Source organism: Paenibacillus tritici (genome assembly GCF_018207515.1).
In the GTDB taxonomy this organism is placed as follows: domain Bacteria; phylum Bacillota; class Bacilli; order Paenibacillales; family Paenibacillaceae; genus Paenibacillus_AQ; species Paenibacillus_AQ tritici.
The window spans coordinates 1021202-1040021 of sequence record NZ_CP073365.1; the positions used below are offsets into that span (position 1 = coordinate 1021202).

Genomic DNA, 18820 nt, shown 5'->3' on the forward strand with positions numbered 1-18820 from the left:
ACGGGATCATTCATGACTATTCGTTTTGGGGTTGTAGGGACTAACTGGATTACAGACCGTTTTATTCAAGCGGGACTTGAGAATGAGGAGTTTCTGCTCACGGCTGTGTACTCCCGCTCAGAGGAGAAGGGCCGGGCTTTTGCCGCTAAGTATGCGGGGGCTTCGATCTATACCGATCTGGAGCAGATGGTATCGGGTGCAGAGGTGGACGCGGTCTATATTGCCAGCCCCAATTCCATGCATGCGGAGCAGTCATTGATCTGTCTGAACCATGGCAAGCATGTGATCTGCGAGAAGCCGGCGGCCTCCAACAGCAGAGAGCTGAAGGCGATGATCGAGGCTGCGCGCAGCAATGATGTTCTGCTGATGGAAGCGATGAAATCAACCTTTATGCCGAATTTCGGCGTTATCCGGGATAATCTATATAAGCTGGGCCAGGTACGGCGGTATTTCGCCGGTTATTGTCAATACTCCTCCAGATATGATGCTTATCGTCAGGGGACCATCCTGAATGCCTTCAATCCTGAATATTCCAACGGTTCGCTGATGGACCTGGGCATCTATTGCTTGTACCCTATGGTCGCCTTGTTCGGCAAGCCGGATTCGATGAAGGCTGTAGGTCTGATGCTCTCCTCGGGAGTAGATGGTGAAGGCAGTATGGTTATGCGCTATAAGGATATGGACGCTGTAGTTATGCATTCCAAGATTGCGGATTCCTATCTGCCGGCCGAGATTCAGGGAGAGAACGGGACGATGGTGATCGACAAGATCAACCAGCCGTATCAGGTCAAGATCCACTACCGTGACGGGACTGTCGAAGAGCTTACACTGCCGCAGGTGTACGAGCCGATGTATTATGAGGTTCAGGAGTTCATTCATCTGCTGAAAAGCGGACACCGGGAGAGCGTGACCAACAGCCATGCCAATTCCCTGGCGGTTGCGGAGCTGATGGAAGAGGCAAGAGCTCAGATCGGCCTCCGCTATGCTTCGGATCTGTAGCTGAACAGGTGGAATAGCCTGCATTTATCATTGAAATGGGGAGCGGAACTTGAAGACGTTCAAAAAAGTGTATATCGAGATCACAAGCGTCTGCAACCTGGCCTGCAGCTTCTGTCCGCCCACGGAGCGGCAGAAGAATTTCATGAAGCTGGAGACGTTCGATAAGATCCTCGATGAGATCAAACCGCATAGCAATCATATCTATCTTCATGTCAAAGGAGAGCCGCTGCTGCATCCGAAGCTTGGTGACCTCCTGGATGCAGCACATGCCAAGGGCTTCAAGGTCAACATCACGACCAACGGCACGCTGATTCACAAGGCGGGTCCGAAGCTGCTCGGCAAGCCGGCGCTGCGGCAGATGAACTTCTCGCTGCACAGCTTCGACGGCCATGCAGGCTCGGAGAACCGCGAGGGCTATCTGTCGGAGATTATCCGGTTCGTCCGGGAGATCTCGGCCCAAGGCGTCATTGTCTCCTTCCGGCTATGGAACCTGACGGAGGACAACCGGACGAATCTGGAGAAAAGCCGCAACCGTGAGACACTGGCCCTGCTGGAAGAGGCCTTCTCGCTCGACTACAGGATTGAAGAGAAGGTGGTCCCCGGCAGCGGAGTGAAAATCGCCCCGCGTGTGTATCTGAACCAGGATCATGAGTTCAAATGGCCGGCGCTGCATGAGCCGGAGGATGACGGCAAGGGCTTCTGCCATGCGCTGCGCAGTCAGGCGGCTGTTCTGGTGGACGGCACAGTTGTGCCCTGCTGTCTGGATGGTGAAGGGGTGATCAACCTCGGCAATATCCACGAGCAGCCGTTCTCCGAGATTGTCGAGGGGGAGCGGGCGAACAATCTGTTCTACGGCTTCTCGCGCCGGGAAGCGGTCGAGGAGCTGTGCCGCAAATGCGGATACCGGCAGCGGTTTGGAACGTAAAGTTATTCTATACAAGAATAGATGCCTGCCTTGATGCAGACGATGATGCGAATATCCGCTAAGTCGTCTGCTTCTTTTTGCGCTATGACGGATTTGACACAGCCGCAGGATCAAGTGCCGCTTGAAGTTTTCCGGGGACGGGGGAGTAATTCATGTCAATATCAGGCAGAATAATAAGCATGTGACCGTCACTTTACCGGTCAATATACCAGCGGCGTAAGAGCGGTAGCAAGAAATAAACAAAAAGCAAAAGAAGCGGAGGGGAAATTTGGAACTGTAGGAGCGATAGCGTCCGCCTTTGTCACCGGATTTCCACCGCGAAGAGCGGTATTAATCAAGAAATCTGGGGATGGGCAGCGGCCGGAAGTCCAAATGTTCACCGCAGTGACGATGAAGCTTCAAGTTGAAATCTTAAGTGAGTCTTATATACAGTTCATCCTCCGTTCATATTGCCTTCACGAGGAGTACATTTCCATGGGGTAAGCTATCCTTAGCAGTTCAATTAAGTTAGATTTCAGCGATAAGGACAGGTGAATGGATCATGAAAAAATGGCTGAGGGTCACGCTTAAGTCAATAGCCGCAGTAATGATTGTCATCGTGCTATTTTTTGCCGTAGTGTTTGTAGTCAATATCATCAGCAACAAATCGGAGCAGGGCAAGATTGAAGCCTATGGCCAGTTAGTGCCTGTGGACGGTAAAAAAATGAATGTAATGATCCAGGGGTCGGGTAAGGAGACCGTTGTCATGATTCCGGGATATGGAACCGCGGCGCCGGCACTTGATTTCAAACCGCTGGTAGATGAGCTGTCCTCTTCTTACCGAGTGGTGGTTGTCGAGCCGTTTGGCTATGGATTAAGTGACCGGACAGATAAGGAGCGGACGAACGACAATATCGCCAGCGAGATTCATGAAGCGTTACAACAGCTTGGGATTAAGCGTTACACTTTAATGGGCCATTCCATAGCCGGGATTTACGGGCTGGATTATGTGAACAAGTACACTGATGAAGTGACCGCTTTTGTAGGAATCGACAGCAGTGTTCCGACCCAAGGGGGAATGGACGATGAAATGCCGGTGGGGATGTTCAAATTCCTCGACCAGTCAGGGATCATGAGATTGCTCAAAAAGGTGGGCGGTGACGCTTATGCCGGACTTGATTTTGATGACCACACCAAGCAGCAGATGAGAATGATCTCGAACAAGAACTCCAGCAACGATACTACGCTGAATGAAATGAAGCATTTCAATGAGAATTTCACTGCCGCCCAGGCGCTCAGCTTCCCGAAGGAGCTGCCGCTGCTTCTCTTCATACAGGCGAATAATACGGATGTTGAGGGCTGGCAGACGCTGCATGAAGAGCAAGTGAAGAATTCCGCGTATGGTAAGCTGGTGCCGCTTGTAGGTGAACATTATCTGCATCATACCCTGTCCAAAGAAATTGCTAAGGATTACAAGGATTTCATGGCAGGCATCAAATAACTTGAACTTAAACCTAGATTACCAAAGCAGCGGCAGCACGGGATCGTAATATTTCCTGGATTGCCGCTGTTTTTAATGTTTCAAACTACAGCCAGCGGGGCTATTGTATAGAGATTGTTAATACATAGGGAGGCATGGAAATGCTGAAATCATTGCAGGCTATAGAAGCGCACTGTGAAGGGGGGCAGCCCTCCGGTGAAGGCTGGCGGTGGCTAGAATACATCGTTCAGGCCGAACAGACGATTGTAAATCTGGAACGGGTGGAATCGCTCCGGGAATTGGAACAGCAGAACCCGGTGCTGGATTATGTAGAGCGGAGTCTGCGTATACTGGACAGTCTTCCTCTGTCCTATTGGATCAGGGAATTGGTTGAAGAGACCCTGGTCTGGTCGGAGACGGCCAAGGGAGGCACTATCCGGCAGCGCCGGAGCTGGCAGGAGGAAGGCATTAATATTTTCGTTCATAATATCGGCTCTGCCCAGCTATACCAGCGGTATGTAGACGGCACCGGGCAGGAGCAGGCAGGGTCGGCGGAGAAAAGACTGGTCGTACACACACTGATCGAAACGCACGGGCTGATCGGGCAGCAAATCCGCGGCGAGGTTCCGCCTTCCGTCAATCTTCCGTTGTCCCGGCTGGTGGAGCAGGGGGTGCTAAGCGCCGATGAATTGGAGCGTCTGCTGTTCGCGCTGAATCACTGCATCATTGCTGCCGTCTCCCCGGAGCTGTGGCAGGAGGTCCGTCCGCAGGTGATGGAGCTGATCGCTGTCATCTCCTCGGGGAATCTGCAGCCTGAGGTGCCGATGAAGGAACGCCTGCGGAGAATGCGCGCAGAGTCGATTGTGCAGGGCGAGGATTATGAGACGGAATGGAGCCTCCTTATGCGGGAAGGGTTCCTTCCTGACGCACTGGAGCCGCTGCAGCCTGCTACCTTCTGGTATGTGGAGTCAGCGCTGCAGACCTTCTCGCTGGAGCAATTCCTGAAGGTCATCAGCCTGGCCGCTGCCAGCAGCCCGCTTCATATTCATCACCTCAGCTTCGAGGCGGTGATGAACAGTATCCACTATGATTATAAGGGCAGCAAGAAGATCAACGTGTACAAGAAACGGATTATCGAGAAATACCTCTCCGGGCTGAGCTGGGAGGAGATATACAGCGGAGCGGAGCCTTCCGGCGCCAATCCGCATCTGGTACACCGGCTGCTGCGCAAGGAGCATCTGCCGGGTACGCTGTTCTTCCATTTCGAGTTCTCTCCGGCAGCGGAGAAGCTGATCGAATTCTGTATAGAGGCCGAGAAGTCGGCGCTCTATGAACGGGCGGTGCTGCTGCTGTTCGACTTGTTTGATCTGCGGCGGGACGCCTTTGACCGGTTCCACAATGAGGATACGTACTTAAGCCAGATGAATGATACAGCAGATTACAAGGCGGTGATTCTGGATTATGTCACCGGCCGTAAAGTACTGGACATCGGGCCGGGCGGCGGGGTGCTGCTGGACCTGATCGAGGAGCGGATGCCGGAGGTGGTTCCGGTCGGCATTGATATCTCCAGCAATGTGATTGAAGCGCTGCGGCAGCGCAAGCAGCGGGAAGACCGCCGCTGGGAGGTGCTGCAGGGCGATGCGCTGAACCTGAAGGACTATGTGGAGCCGGGGACGGTGGATACGGTGATTTTCTCATCTATTCTGCATGAGCTGTATTCTTATGTCCCGCTGGACGGGAAGAAGTTCAATCATGGAACGGTGGCGGCAGCGTTGACCAGCGCCTTCGGGGTACTGGCGGACGGCGGAGCCATCATTATCCGTGACGGGATTATGACCGAGCCGGAGGATCAGATGCGAAGAGTGCGGTTCCTGGAGGATGACGGAATGGCGTGGCTGGAGCGGTATGCGAAGGATTTTGACGGCCGGAGTATCCGGTATGAGCAGCTTAGCGGGCAGGAGGTGCTGATGCCGGTGAATGATGCGATGGAGTTTCTGTACACGTATACGTGGGGGGAAGAAGCCTACATCCATGAGGTGCAGGAGCAGTTCGGATACTTCACTCCGTCGCAGTATGCTGCGTTCATTGAGCAGACGCTTGGACCGCAGGCGAAGATTGAGGTGTTCCGCCACTACTTGCAGGAGGGCTATACGGAGGCGCTCCAGGAGCGGGTCGTGGTGATGGATGAGAGCGGGCAGGCAGTCGCCCTGCCGGACAGCACCTGCTTCATCGTGATCCGCAAGGCGGGGTGAGGGCGGGGGCTTAGGCTTCCGCCTAAGTTGTCCAGTGTGTTCCGGTATGGATAACGGGCGCAGTAGTGCTCCTTATTGGCTCACTTGGCCCGCGCCCAGTAAATTCAGGTGCATTAAGGCTCCTTATTTGCCCATTTGGCCTGCACCTATTGAAATGAGGTGCACTATTGCTCTCTGTTGGCTCATTTGGCCTGCGCCTAGTGAAATGAGGTGCACTATTACACCTTATTGGTTGATTTGGCCCGCGCCAGTGAAATGAGGTGCACTAATGCTCCTTATTGGCTCCTTTGGCCGCGACCTAGTGAAATAAGGTGCACTATTGCACCTTATCGGCTCATTGGGCCCGCGCCTAGTGAAATGAGGTGCACTATTGCGCCTTATTGGCCCATTTAGCCCGCGCCTAATAAAATGAGGTGCACTATTGCTCCTTCTTGGCTCATTGGCCCTGCTTCTCCATTTTTCGTTTATGTTTCTGTTGCGCTTTGTGCAATAGATTTCTCTAACAAGCACGAGGAAATGGCTTCTATTGAACTCTATACACTAGAATTTCCTGGAAATGACCTTTTGGAGCCTATATTCAGAAATCTGATGTATGAAATACAACAGAATGAATTTTAAGGCAAAATAAAGCGGAATCTATTGCAGAAAGTGCAATCAGTGAAGAAATCCGGAGAGCCCAGCGGCGGTTGGAACAACGGCCCGTTCGCGGAGCGTCCACCCATAGGCACACGTTAATCCTGCTCCAAATAAAAGCTGTCCCACGCAGTCATTTCATGACTTACGGGACAGCTTTTTTGAAATAGAAGAAGGTATAGGTGTCACATGAAAAGCAGTCTCTGCTTACTTAAGCGTGCTGATCAGAGTGCTGATTTTACCGCCTTGTACCTTGAACTCATGCCGGAACAGCTGCGGGGCGGGAACGCGGTTCTTATTGAATTCCCCCTCCATCTCGGCTGTTACGGCGATGTGGTCGCCGGCTTCTTCGATCTCCATAATGGTGAATCGAACTTTGGCAGAGAACAGCTCGGATTCACCCCAAGCCGCTATGGCTTCTTTGCCTTCGGCCGTTTTGCCGTTATCCTTCACGCTCGCGCCGGGAGAGAACAATTCAATGAAGACCTCGGGCTGATATTGGTTGATCGCATTGTAAAAGTCCTGTACTTCACTTGGCAAGGTAACATGTTGATTCATGGATATCTGCCTCCTGTAAGTAGATTGGTGAGATGCCATCCTTACACTAACTTAAACGTATCCGGGCATCCGTAAGCAGACATTCTTGTTTGGACGGGGGCTGAGCTATGGATATAGCTGGTTCTGCCCGGAGAGCTGACCGGCATCCTTGCGGAATTCGGAAGGCGAGCAATTCATCATTTTGCGGAACACTTTGATGAAGTAGCTGACATTGTCGAAGCCGACGTCCATGGCGATGTCGGAGATTTTGCGGTCGCCCTGCTTAAGCAGGGCTGCGGCCTGGCGGACCCGGTAGGAGTTGATGTAATCCACGGGCGTTTTGCGCGTCATGCTTTTGAAGAACCGGCAGAATTGCCCTTCGCTCATCGGAATCAGCCCGGACAGGTCTCGGGTGCGGATCGGCTCCTGGTAGTTGTCCTGGATATAGAGAATCACCTTCTTCAGCCGGTCCACCTTCGCCGTATCCGCTTCCCCGGACTGGCTGTGGTTGACCGAACGTCCGGGCGCGGCAATCTGGGAGAGCATGATCAGCAAAGTTCCTTTCATAAAGGCCTCGAATCCGGGCATTGTATGATCATAGGCCTCCATCATCCGCTCCAGGTGCAGCAGAAGCTCCCCTTGCCAGGGAACGGAGGGAGTGATGTGACGCGGAAAGCTCTGGCGCTTCTCCTGAAGCGGCAGAATTACGGTCTGCTGGATGGTATCATATTGGGCGCTGGCCAGGAGATCGGGGTGAAAGACAAGTGCGCAGAACCGGCAGGGAGTGTCCTTAACCGCATAAGCGGCATGAATATCACCGGATTCAATAAACACGGCTTCGCCGGGGCGGAGTGTGAAATAGTCGGTATCCACCTGGAAGAGAATCTCGCCTTCAAGCAGCAGGAAGAATTCCGCTTCCTCATGCCAGTGAGTATCAAGGACAGGCGCTCCGGCCGGAAGCTCGATCCAGTAGGCAGCTAAGGGAAACATGGCATCCCCGTGTTCACGGTCTTCCTTCAGCAAACGCTGTGATGTGCGGTCCATTGTAGCCCTCCTTGGATGAATGATATCAAAATAGTGTTATAAATGAGCTATATATTATTAGTTTTGTGATTTTGTTATCGGTATAATGCAAATATAAACACCAAATTGAAGGGTGGCAAGTGCACATATGAAATTTACAGACGGCCTTTGGCTGGTACGTGACGGAATTACAATTAATGGTGCAGTGCAGAACTATGTAGTAGAAAAAACGGAGGAAGGTCTGACAGCCATTACGCAGACGACTCCGATTACAGGACGTTCGGCCACACTTAACTCTACACTGCTTACCGTAAAATTCCACTCTCCATTGCCGGGTGTGGTTGGTATTAAGATTATTCATAATGATGGCGTAATTAACCGGGGGCCTTCGTTTGAACTGACCCAGGGAACGGGCGATCATGTTCAGATTGAAGAGACGGAAGCACAGACTGTGCTGATCAGCGGCGGACTCCGTGTGGTCATCAACAAGGGCACTCACTGGTCTGTGGACTTTTACCGCGGCGACGAGCGCATTACCGGCAGCGGTTACAAGTCGATGGCTTATATCACGGATCAGGACGGCAACACGTTCATGCGTGAAGAGCTGGATATCGGCGTTGGCGAATTCGTGTATGGTCTGGGCGAGCGCTTCACTGCTTTTGTGAAAAACGGCCAGGTGGTTGATCTGTGGAACAAGGATGGCGGTACAAGCTCCGAGCAGGCCTACAAGAACGTTCCGTTCTATGTGACCAGCAAAGGCTATGGCGTGTTCGTGAACCAGCCGGAACTGGTGTCTTACGAAATCGCCTCCGAGAAGGTGAAAAAAGCCCAATTCAGCGTAGCCGGAGAGAGCCTGGAATACTTCGTGATTGAAGGGCCGACGATTAAAGAGGTTATTACCAAATATACCTCCCTGACCGGCAAGCCTGCGCTTCCTCCGGCATGGACTTTCGGCTTGTGGCTGACCACTTCGTTCACTACGGACTACGATGAAGCTACGGTGAATTCCTTCGTGGAAGGGATGGCGGAGCGCGATCTGCCGCTGCATGTGTTCCACTTCGACTGCTTCTGGATGCGCGAATACCAATGGACCGATTTCCAGTGGGATTCCCGTGTATTCCCGGACCCGGTGGGGATGCTGAAGCGTCTGCATGACAAAGGGCTGAAGATTTGCGTCTGGATCAACTCCTATATCGGACAGCGCTCTCCGCTGTTTGAAGAAGGCCGCAAGAATGGTTATCTGCTCAAAAAAGCCAACGGTGACGTCTATCAGACGGACCTCTGGCAAGCGGGCATGGGTCTGGTGGACTTCACGAACCCTGCAGCTTGTGAATGGTATGCCGGTTACCTGCGTGACCTGGTGGATATGGGCGTAGACAGCTTCAAGACGGACTTCGGCGAGCGGATTCCTACCGATGTGGTGTACTTCGACGGCTCTGATCCGTACAAAATGCATAATTATTATACCCAGTTGTATAACAAGGTTGTCTTTGAAGTCCTGGAAGAGAAGCTCGGCAAAAATGAAGCTGCCGTGTTCGCACGTTCCGCTACAGCTGGCGGGCAGCAGTTCCCGGTTCACTGGGGCGGCGACTGTTACGCTGACTATGAATCCATGGCAGAGAGCCTGCGCGGCGGCCTGTCGCTCGGCCTGTCCGGCTTCGGCTTCTGGAGCCATGATATCGGCGGCTTCGAGAATACAGCTCCGGCGCATGTCTTCAAGCGCTGGCTGGCCTTCGGCCTGCTCTCCAGCCACAGCCGTCTGCACGGCAGCACCTCGTACCGTGTGCCTTGGGCTTACGATGACGAAGCTGTGGATGTTACCCGCTTCTTCACCAAGCTCAAATGCAGCCTGATGCCGTACCTGTATGATGTTGCCGGACAGGCACATGAGCAGGGCTGGGCTTCAATGCGGGCAATGGTGATGGAATTCCCGGAAGATCCGACCTGCGAAGTGCTGGACCGCCAGTACATGCTGGGGGATTCCCTGCTGGTGGCTCCGATCTTCCAGGAGAACGGCGAAGTGAAATACTATCTGCCGGCCGGCCGCTGGACACACCTGCTAAGCGGTGAGACTGTAGAAGGCGGATCCTGGCGCAAAGAGAAATATGACTTCTTCAGCCTTCCGCTGTTCGTACGCCAGAACTCTCTGCTTGCCGTAGGCAGCGAGGATAGCCGTCCGGATTATGATTTTGCCGAAGGCGTGAAGCTTAGCCTGTACTCCCTGGAGGACGGCAAGACGGCGACGGCCACGGTACGTGATATCAATGGCGCTCCCGAGCTGAAGGTGGAAGCTGCACGCAGCGGCAGCACGGTAACCGTAACTGCCGAAGGCAGCGGCAAAGCGTTCACCTTTGCAGTGAAGGATCTCGGCGCTATCGCTTCCGTAGAAGGTGCGGCTCAGGCAGATGAGACTACAGTGACAGTGGGTGCCGGAGCGAAGTCCGTATCGTTCACGCTTACGCTGAAATAAGAATAGCTGATGCTTAAGCTCTCTGATGACAGGGGACATCCGTCCCTGGTGCATTGGAGAGCTTTTTGCAGGCGGAGTCATCAGAACAGGAGAATGCAGAACTATGAATATTCAAGAGAACAGTGGTAAAGAGATTAGCGATACAGAGAATAGCGGAGTCCTGAGCCAGCCGGAGTTCACTTCAGCCACAGCGCTGTCTACAGCCGCCAATTATATTATGAACTCGCCCGAGCCCTTCACCCGTACGTACCGGACTTACATCCGGCTCCGGGAGAACGGCCGCCTGACGCTGAAGTTCTGGCACAGTAATGCCGTGGATTCGACCTGGGACCTGGGGGCGGAGTCAAGGGCCAGTGAACCGGGCGGGGCGTGGAGTATTGAAGCGGCGTATATCGCCGATGGGGGCACCGTGCCGGACGGTACGGTTGTACCGGGATCACAGGTCCCGGTAACCTTCGGAGGCGAAGCCTCGCGGCAGGTGGAGCCTGGTGAGCAGTTCTGGAGCGACGAAGCGCTGCTGGAGCTGCCCGAAGGGCATGTTCTGGCGTTCACCTGGACGCTGAAGGCGGCAGCCGGGAAGTCGATTCCGTTCAACGTGGAAGGAATGCTGGTCTCCGGCTACGATGCGCCGGGCCACCTGGCCGCTCAGGAATCGGCGGCTGCGTTCAACGCATCGGATAAGCTGCTGGTCCTCCCAAGCTTCCTGGGATACAGGGCAGAGGTAACGAAAAAGCTGGTCTTCCTGGGGGATTCGATTACGCAGGGAGTACGGACAGCGAAGGATGAATATTCCTATTGGGCGGCAAGAATCGCCGAAGGACTGGGAGCAGGCTACGGGCTGTGGAATATCGGCTCCGGCTGGGGCCGGGCCTATGATGTCGCCACGGATGGCGCCTGGCTGGGCAAAGCGAAGCAGGGCGATGAAGTGCTGATCGTGCTTGGGGTGAATGATCTGGATATCGGTCAACGCTCAGCCGAGGAGCTGCTTACGGACCTTACACACATTATCTCCGTGATAAAGGAAGCGCGGCCTGAGAGCGCCGTGATTCTCAGTACCGTGCCGCCGTTCAATTTCGAGGGTGCACGCGAAACGGCTTGGCGCACGGTGAATGCGGTGATTCTTAACAGCCCGCCTGCCGGTGTGGACCGCGTGTTCGACATAGCCGCAGTGCTGTCTGTACCGGCTCCGGCAGAGCACAGAATCAGACCGGAGTATATGAGTGACGAGTTCGACCCGCACCCGAACGGCACGGCCGGGAAGGCCGTGGCGGATGCTTTTCTGGCATGGTACGGGGAATCCGGGAAATCCGGGAAATCTGCATCTTCAGGCAGACCCTAATACTGCTTAGGCAAGGCAACAGGCAGGAAATGTTGTAAGTTATGCAGCATTGAATCCCGGGTACCAGGGGCAGAGGAGGATTGTTGCACGGAGTGCAGGAGTTGTTCCGCAAAGCCGCTTTGGACGGGGTGGAATGCTGCCTTTCGTACAACAAAATCCGAAATACGGCCGTACTCCGTGAGGGGAATGTTGCATTCCGGGCAGGATTCTCACGTTAAAACGCGTTATACCGACAGTAATCGTGCAGCAGGACAGTTTATGCGCATTATCAAAGGATAAGGGCCTGCGGGTTTGCAGACGCTTATCTTTTTTTCGAAAGATGTATCTGCTTCGCGCAATCTCCTGCACTTAAGGCTCCATCCGCCCCCGGTAATCCTTCGGCGAGAGGCCGGTGTGCTTCTTGAAGACCTTGCTGAAGTATTTGACGTCGTGGAAGCCGACCATCTCCGAGATCTGGGCCAGCTTGAGGCCCGGATTGGGCAGCAGCAGCTTGGCCTTCTCGATGCGGACGCTGACGATATAGTCGGAGAAGTTGATGCCGTATTCCTGCTTGAACCGGCGTGAGACGTACTCGCGGCTGACCTGGAATTTGCCGGCGATCTCCTGCAAGGAGAGATCGGATGCGTAATTCTGCTCGATATACTTAATAATCTCCGCGACTATATTCTGCTCATTCCTGTGTCTCGCTGAGAGCATCTGCGATAGCTGCTGCATGAACGTGAAGGACCAGTCGCGCCAGGCGAACAGCGAGAAGGAATAACCGCCGGGCTGCGGAGAGGGGTTCTGCCGGTCCTGTTGCTCAAGCTCGGCCAGTACGCTGTCCGCCTGGCTGCCAAGCGCTGCACGGACGAGACGGGAGCGCAGCAGCATAGCGTCCGCCTTCCAGGCGTTCAGCATCTGCGGGGTAACCACACCCCGGCGGCTAAGCTCCTGGGTCCAATAATGCGCAGCAGCGGACAGGGCCTCAGGAGTCCCGCTGATAACAGCCAGCCGCCAGTCCTCCTGGACATCGGCGAAATTCAGCGGCGCTGCTGTGCCGGGCTTGCCGGACCGCTGGCCGTCCGGGACCAGCCCTGCGGCCGGTTCAGCCGGAGAGAAGTGACAGTAATCCTCATGCCTTAACAGATTCCGCCGGAGCAGTGCTTCGGCGGCTTCTGCGCGTCCTGCGGGGAGTTGTCCCGGGAACTCTCCCGCTGTGCTGATTCCGAAGTGCATCCGGAACTGCAGGGTCAGGTAGAGCCCCTGATTCATCCGGCTGATCAGCCCGGTTACGGATTCCTCCAGATCCCAGAGAATGATGGCAATCTCCGGCGGACCGCCCCAATACCGGAAGGCAATGCCTTTGCGCTGCGATTGCAGGAATTCATTGCAGATGTTAACGATGGCGTAATACATCAGCTCGCTGTCGCCGCCGAACCGCCTCAGCAGCGGGTTGTTGCCGCTGTCGGTCTGCAGGAGGATCAGGCGCGAGGTCCGGATGTCCTGCGGAATAATGCCGTCATGAATCAGGCGGCGCAGCGAGGCCTCGGCATTGACCTTATCATCTATTAATGCGGAGAGCAGCTTCTCCCCGTAGATCGGCTTGATCTCATTCAGCCGGAGGCTCTGGCGCTGGCGGTGGTTGCGCTCCTCCTCTTCGGCACGCCAGGCGGATACCGCCTTGGATACCGCATTGTTAATCATCTCTGCTTCAATCGGCTTCAGAATATAGTCAATGCCGCCGTGACGGACGGTCTGGCGGACGAAGTCGAAATCATCATGTCCGCTGACCACAACGAATTTGGTATTGCCGGCGAATTCATCCACCCAGCTCATCAGCTCCAGGCCGTTCCCGGATTCCATCATCATATCCATAATGACCAGTGCAGGCTTCTCCTTGCGGATCAGACCCATGGCTTCATTGCCGCTGCCGGCTTCCAGAATCTCCTCTATCTGATGGACCTCCCAGTCCACCAGCAGGCGGACCGCCTTCCGGACTCTTGCTTCATCGTCCACAATAAGCGCCTTCATATCGGTTCACTCTCCACTAATATATCAATTTCCAGCCGGATGATGACCCCGCCTGCCTTCAGATTATCTACGCTCAGCAGGGAATCATCTCCGCATACCAACCGCAGCCTGGCCAGAACATTCCCGAGGCCAATGCCCGCTCCGGGGGCATCGCGCCTGCTGTAGCCGTCCTGGCCCGAGTTCTTCAGCATGTCCATTTCCTCTGGCGGCAGGGGCTGCTGCAGCTCCTTGCGCAATGTCTCCAGCCGGCTTGCCGGAATGGGGAGGCCGTTATTGCTTATGCTGATCTCCATCCGGTCCGGGGATAGCCGTGCGGCGGTAATCTCAATGAATCCGTCACTGCGGGCGCGATTGAACCCGTGCTTGAAATAATTCTCCACAATCGGCTGGAGAATCATCTTGGGCATCAGCGCCTGCTGCAGCGATTCTTCTATATCGTAGCGGAAGCTGAACTTATTCTCGAAACGCTCCTTCTGCAGCTCGATATAGGCTTTGACATGGTCCAGCTCGTTCTGTATCGTCACAATCTTCTCATCATTGTACATGCTGTAGCGCATCATCTTGGCCAGCGCAGAGAGCAGGCCGTAGATCTGCGGCACCTTCAGCTCCAGGGCGAGTGTGCCGATAATCTGCAGCGTATTGTTCAGGAAATGCGGATTAATCTGAGACTGTAGCGCCCTTAGCTCATTGGTTCGGTTCGTCAGCTCCAGCCTGTACTCCCGCAGGATCAGATTGTTGATCGTGTCCATCATACTGCGGAAGCGCTCGGTGACGACACCGATCTCATCCTTGCCCGCCGGGCGGATCTCAATCTCCAGATTCCCGGTCTGCACCTGATTCATGTACCGGACCAGCTGCTTGATCGGGGCGGTGATCCGGAAGGAGACCAGCACGGTTAAGATAATGATCGTAATGAGCAGCAGAACCAGCAGCAAGATATTGATGCCAGCGGCCTCCTTGGCTTCCCGGAACAGATAAGAGACGGGGATCTGCTTGACGAGCGTCCAGCTATAGCCGATGCTGCTGATCTGCTGATAGATGAACACAGCGCCTTCCTGCTCGAAATAGCCCTGGGTCCCGGTGCTGTCAGCAATCTGCCTATTGTACCACGCTGCATTCAGCGGTTTGCCCAGAGCCTTGGCATCCTGGCCGTATACCAGCTTGCCGCTGCCGTCCAGCAGATAGATCTGCTCCTGATCCTGGTCGTACAGCTCGTCCACAATATCGCCGAGGGCGGCCAGCTTGACATCAATCGACAGATAGCCGATGGCCTCTGAGGAAGGGATACGCTCAATCCTGCGGTGCATCGTAAAAACCGGCTCCGGCACGAACTGTGTTAACGGCAGGTTCAGCCCGTAAGCATTGCTCAGATGGGTGCTTTGCACCTTCACCGGGGGGCTGCCTGTAATCCGGGATTCCCGGTACGGCGTACTTCTCAGCCAGCGCTTGGGCGTGGTGTTGTCGGTAATCAATGTAGCTTTGGCGTCTTTCACGCCATATAAGTACACCTGCGAGATATTCGGAAGTGAAGTAGAAATGTAGCTGAGCGAGTTGTAAATGGCAATGTCGGAGGACAGATCGTCGTACCCGGCTTCAAGCAGCCGGTAGAAATCCCCGTCGGCGTATACGTTCAGCGACAGGCGGTTGATCTCCTGAAGCAGGCTGTTAATGTTCTTGGAGCCCTGATACAGCAGATTCGTATTCTCATCAACCGCGCGGGTTCTTAGCGACTTGGTGGTATGAGAATAGCTGACGTACATAGTAGCCATTATGCAGATTAAGGTGGGCAGGAGCAGGAAAACAATCAGTTTCGTGCGGATACTGTTCCATTTCAAGGGGCTTGTCACTCCGATCAATATTTTACACCCTAAAGATCACTTGCGTAGGTGTAAGAGGCGCTCTAAAAAACAGATAATATCTTTAGATCATAAACAAGTAAGTGAGCAAAAGAAAGGGGGGCCTTTAAATGCGCGGCAATAAGTTGTCCCAGTTCGGTCAACAGGCATTTTTCGTTGGCCCGGCATTATTGTTTTTTACCTTGATCACGATTATTCCATTTCTGATGGGGATGTACTACTCCTTCACAGACTGGAACGGGGTATCTGGTCAGGTTAGCTGGGTCGGCTTTGAGAATTTTAAAAAGATTTTTACCCATGATCCCGATTTCTGGTCATCCTTCTGGTTTACCGTGAGATTCACCGTGCTGGGCGTTATATTGACTAATGTAGTAGGCTTCTTCCTGGCCTATCTGCTGACCAAACCTTTAAAAACACGCAATATGCTCCGGACGATCTTCTTCATGCCGAATGTGATCGGGGGCTTGCTGCTGGGCTTCATCTGGCAGTTCATCTTCATCAAAGGCTTCGCCACCATGGGCGATATTACAGGCTGGTCCTTCTTCAATCTTCCTTGGCTTGGGGATGCGACTACCGGGTTCTGGGCGATCGTCATGGTATTTATCTGGCAGTCCTCCGGCTATCTGATGGTCATCTATATCGCTTCGCTGAGCAACGTGTCCAAAGAAGTGCTCGAAGCGGCCGAGATTGACGGCGCCTCCCGGATGCAGGTGCTGCGTAACATTATCGTTCCGCTGATCATGCCTGCGGTAACCATTGGTCTTTTCCTGGCGATCTCCTGGTCCTTCAAAATGTTCGATCTGAACTTGTCGCTGACCAAAGGCGGGCCGTTCAAATCGACGGAGTCTGTAGCCATGAACATCTATAATGAAGCCTTCCTGAATAACCGTTATGGTCTGGGTACGGCAAAAGCGCTGTTGTTCTTCCTCATCGTGGCGCTGATCACTGTCATTCAGGTTCGTATAACGAAGAGTAAGGAGGTAGAAGCTTAATGAATGCCAAGTCCAAAAGCAGATGGAATATCGGAATTGAAGTCATCATGATTCTGCTGGCGCTTCTGTTCCTCTCTCCGTTCTATTTCCTGATTGCGAACTCGGTGAAATCCTTCGGTGAAATTCTGAGCGACGCGGCAAGCTGGCCGCAGACCTTCATGTGGTCGAACTATGCGAATGCCTGGAAGCTGGCCCGCTTCTCTGAGGCTTTCCGCAACTCGCTGATTGTTACAGTGATCAGTGTGGTGCTAATCTCATTGTTCAGCGCGATGGCGGCGTACCGTATGGTGCGTGCCAATAACCGGTTCAATCAGATTCTGCTGCTGCTGTTCGTAGCGGCTATGGTGGTTCCCTTCCAGACCATTATGATTCCGATTCTGAAGGTCGTGAACATCCTGGGCGTTAACAACTCCTTCACGGGTCTCATTATCTCCAATCTGGGATTAAGCATTCCGATGGCGATCTTCCTGTTCCACGGCTTCATCAAGTCCGTGCCGCTGGAGATCGAAGAGGCGGCTACAGTGGATGGCTGTAACCCGATCTCGGCGTTCTTCCGGATTGTATTGCCTCTGCTGAAGCCGATGCTGATGACCATCATCGTGCTGAATGCCCTGGGGATCTGGAATGACTATCTGCTGCCATCCCTGATTCTACAGGCACCTGAACTGCGGACCATTCCGCTGGCGACCTTCTCCTTCTTCGGCCAATATACGAAGCAGTGGGATATGGCGCTTCCGGCATTGACCATCGGTGTAGCTCCAATCGTAATTTTCTATCTGTTCATGCAGCGTTATATTGTTGAGGGAATAGCGGCCGGCTCGGTGAAGGGTTAATCACCGGGCTCCCGTTCCACATATTAAGCAGTTACATTATTTCAAGGGGGAAATACAAATGATGAAGAAACGCTCTGCAGTGATGCTGTCCAGCGTGATGCTGATGTCGCTCGTGCTTGCGGCATGCGGCGGCAACAGCACTAATAATAATGCTTCGAATAGTGCTTCTAATGGAAGCGCTGGCAAACCTTCCGGTGAAGTGAAAACGGTTAAGATCTTCCAGTTCAAAACCGAAATCGTAGAAGGCCTGAATGAGCTGAAGGTTGAATTCGAGAAGGAGCACCCGAACATCAAGCTGGACATTCAAACCGTGGGCGGCGGCGCAGACTATGGTGCAGCGCTGAAGACCAAATTCGCTTCCGGCGATGCTCCTGATATTTTCAGTAACGGCGGGTACGCTGAAATGGAGCTGTGGGCTGACAAGCTTGAGGATCTGTCCGATCAGCCTTGGGTGAAGGATCTGATTCCACTTGCAGCGGAGCCGATGACCAAGGACGGCAAAACCTACGGGATGCCCATGAACCTTGAAGGGATCGGTTATGTCTACAACAAGGATCTGTTCGCCAAGGCCGGAATCAAGGAAACGCCCAAAACAATCACAGAGCTTGAAGAAGCCGCCAAGAAGCTGCAGGCCATTGACGTTACACCTTTCGGCAACGCCTATCAGGAATGGTGGCTGCTGGGTATCCAGGGCATTAGCGTAGCTTTTGCACAGCAGGATAATGTGGATGAATTCATCAGCGGTCTGAACGCCGGAACAGCATCCATTGTGGGTAACGAGAAATTCAAGGATTGGAGCAACCTGCTGAACCTGACGGTAAAATACGGCCAGAAGAATCCGCTGACTACCGATGCCAATACTCACCTGGCGCTGTTCGCCAACGGCGAAACGGCTATGATGCAGGAAGGCAACTGGGCACAGACTCTGGTGGACAACATTACGCCTGACATGAACATCGGAATGTTCCCTATGCCAATCAACGACGATGCTGCGATGAACGACAAGCTGTCGGTGGGGGTTCCTGCGAACCTGGTAGTGAACAAGGAATCCGGCTCCAAGGAGGAAGCCAAGACCTTCCTGAACTGGCTCGTCACTTCGGATATGGGCAAAGAGTATATCGTCAAAAAGTGGAAATTCATTCCTGCCCTGTCCACCATTCCGGCAACGCCTGAAGATATCGGTCTTCTGGGTGCGGACGTCTGGAACTACGTTCAAGAAGGCAAGGTCTACGGACTGCAGGCTTCCAAATTCCCTGATGGGGTGACGCAAGAATTCGCCAGCTCCATTCAAGAGATGATCGCCGGCAAAGTTGACGAAGCAGGCTGGGAAAAGAGCATGCAGGCCGCCTGGGATAAGCTTAAGAAATAATCTGAATGGATAAAGTGGATTTGCCCGGACGCTCCCGTCTATCTCAGCATATGAGGTGAGGCGGGGGCGTTCTTTGGGATTTTACGGTACAGGATGACTGGGATATACTCAAATCAGAGATTT

13 protein-coding genes are annotated in these 18820 nt (G+C 53.8%); 9 read left to right on the plus strand and 4 right to left on the minus strand.

Going from position 1 to position 18820, the window contains the following annotated elements; all coding sequences use genetic code 11:
- Positions 1-12 precede the first annotated feature (12 nt).
- From KDC22_RS04365 to KDC22_RS04380, 4 genes are all read left to right on the plus strand, one after another.
- Positions 13-999 (plus strand): Gfo/Idh/MocA family protein, encoded by a 987-nt coding sequence (locus KDC22_RS04365; protein ID WP_211722180.1) that lies wholly within the window; start codon positions 13-15, stop codon positions 997-999.
- A gap of 49 nt (positions 1000-1048) precedes the next feature.
- Positions 1049-1924: a radical SAM/SPASM domain-containing protein gene (locus tag KDC22_RS04370; protein ID WP_211722181.1), complete on the plus strand. Its 876-nt coding sequence runs from the start codon at positions 1049-1051 to the stop codon at positions 1922-1924.
- A 541-nt stretch (positions 1925-2465) separates the two neighbouring features.
- Entirely contained in the window at positions 2466-3404 is a 939-nt protein-coding gene (locus tag KDC22_RS04375; RefSeq protein WP_211722182.1) for an alpha/beta fold hydrolase, read from the plus strand.
- A gap of 140 nt (positions 3405-3544) precedes the next feature.
- Positions 3545-5635 carry a class I SAM-dependent methyltransferase gene (locus KDC22_RS04380; RefSeq protein WP_211722183.1) on the plus strand — a complete coding sequence of 697 codons (2091 nt, stop codon included), beginning with the start codon at positions 3545-3547 and terminating at the stop codon, positions 5633-5635.
- A gap of 840 nt (positions 5636-6475) precedes the next feature.
- On the opposite strand, the gene KDC22_RS04385 is transcribed toward KDC22_RS04380, so the two are convergent.
- Both KDC22_RS04385 and KDC22_RS04390 read right to left on the minus strand, forming a co-directional pair.
- Positions 6476-6826 (minus strand): nuclear transport factor 2 family protein, encoded by a 351-nt coding sequence (locus tag KDC22_RS04385; RefSeq protein WP_211722184.1) that lies wholly within the window; start codon positions 6824-6826, stop codon positions 6476-6478.
- Positions 6827-6931: 105 nt separating this feature from the next.
- Positions 6932-7849 carry an AraC family transcriptional regulator gene (locus KDC22_RS04390; protein WP_211722185.1) on the minus strand — a complete coding sequence of 306 codons (918 nt, stop codon included), beginning with the start codon at positions 7847-7849 and terminating at the stop codon, positions 6932-6934.
- 127 nt (positions 7850-7976) lie between these two features.
- On the opposite strand from KDC22_RS04390, the gene yicI reads away from it, so the two are divergent.
- Together yicI and KDC22_RS04400 are read left to right on the plus strand one after the other, a co-directional pair.
- On the plus strand, positions 7977-10298 hold the full coding sequence (gene yicI, locus KDC22_RS04395) for an alpha-xylosidase (protein WP_211722186.1): 2322 nt from the start codon (positions 7977-7979) through the stop codon (positions 10296-10298).
- Positions 10299-10401: 103 nt separating this feature from the next.
- Positions 10402-11637: an SGNH/GDSL hydrolase family protein gene (locus tag KDC22_RS04400; protein WP_211722187.1), complete on the plus strand. Its 1236-nt coding sequence runs from the start codon at positions 10402-10404 to the stop codon at positions 11635-11637.
- A gap of 348 nt (positions 11638-11985) precedes the next feature.
- Here the strand turns inward: KDC22_RS04400 and KDC22_RS04405 are convergent, their stop codons facing one another.
- The gene (locus KDC22_RS04405) at positions 11986-13647 is read right to left on the minus strand and encodes a response regulator transcription factor (protein ID WP_211722188.1); all 1662 of its coding nucleotides are present in this window, start codon (positions 13645-13647) and stop codon (positions 11986-11988) included.
- Positions 13644-15416, minus strand: a complete 1773-nt coding sequence (locus KDC22_RS04410; protein WP_246553292.1) for a cache domain-containing sensor histidine kinase — start codon at positions 15414-15416, stop codon at positions 13644-13646. Before KDC22_RS04410 ends, KDC22_RS04405 begins: the two co-directional genes overlap by 4 nt.
- A 197-nt stretch (positions 15417-15613) precedes the next feature.
- Here KDC22_RS04410 and KDC22_RS04415 point away from each other — a divergent pair, with 197 nt between their 5' ends.
- From KDC22_RS04415 to KDC22_RS04425, 3 genes are read left to right on the plus strand one after another with little or no spacing between them, the layout of a single operon-like run.
- Positions 15614-16495, plus strand: a complete 882-nt coding sequence (locus KDC22_RS04415; protein WP_173136791.1) for a carbohydrate ABC transporter permease — start codon at positions 15614-15616, stop codon at positions 16493-16495.
- Positions 16495-17328 carry a carbohydrate ABC transporter permease gene (locus tag KDC22_RS04420; RefSeq protein WP_211722190.1) on the plus strand — a complete coding sequence of 278 codons (834 nt, stop codon included), beginning with the start codon at positions 16495-16497 and terminating at the stop codon, positions 17326-17328. Before KDC22_RS04415 ends, KDC22_RS04420 begins: the two co-directional genes overlap by 1 nt.
- 58 nt (positions 17329-17386) lie before the next feature.
- Positions 17387-18697, plus strand: coding sequence for an ABC transporter substrate-binding protein (locus KDC22_RS04425; RefSeq protein WP_173136787.1), 1311 nt, complete (start codon positions 17387-17389; stop codon positions 18695-18697).
- Positions 18698-18820: the final 123 nt, after the last annotated feature.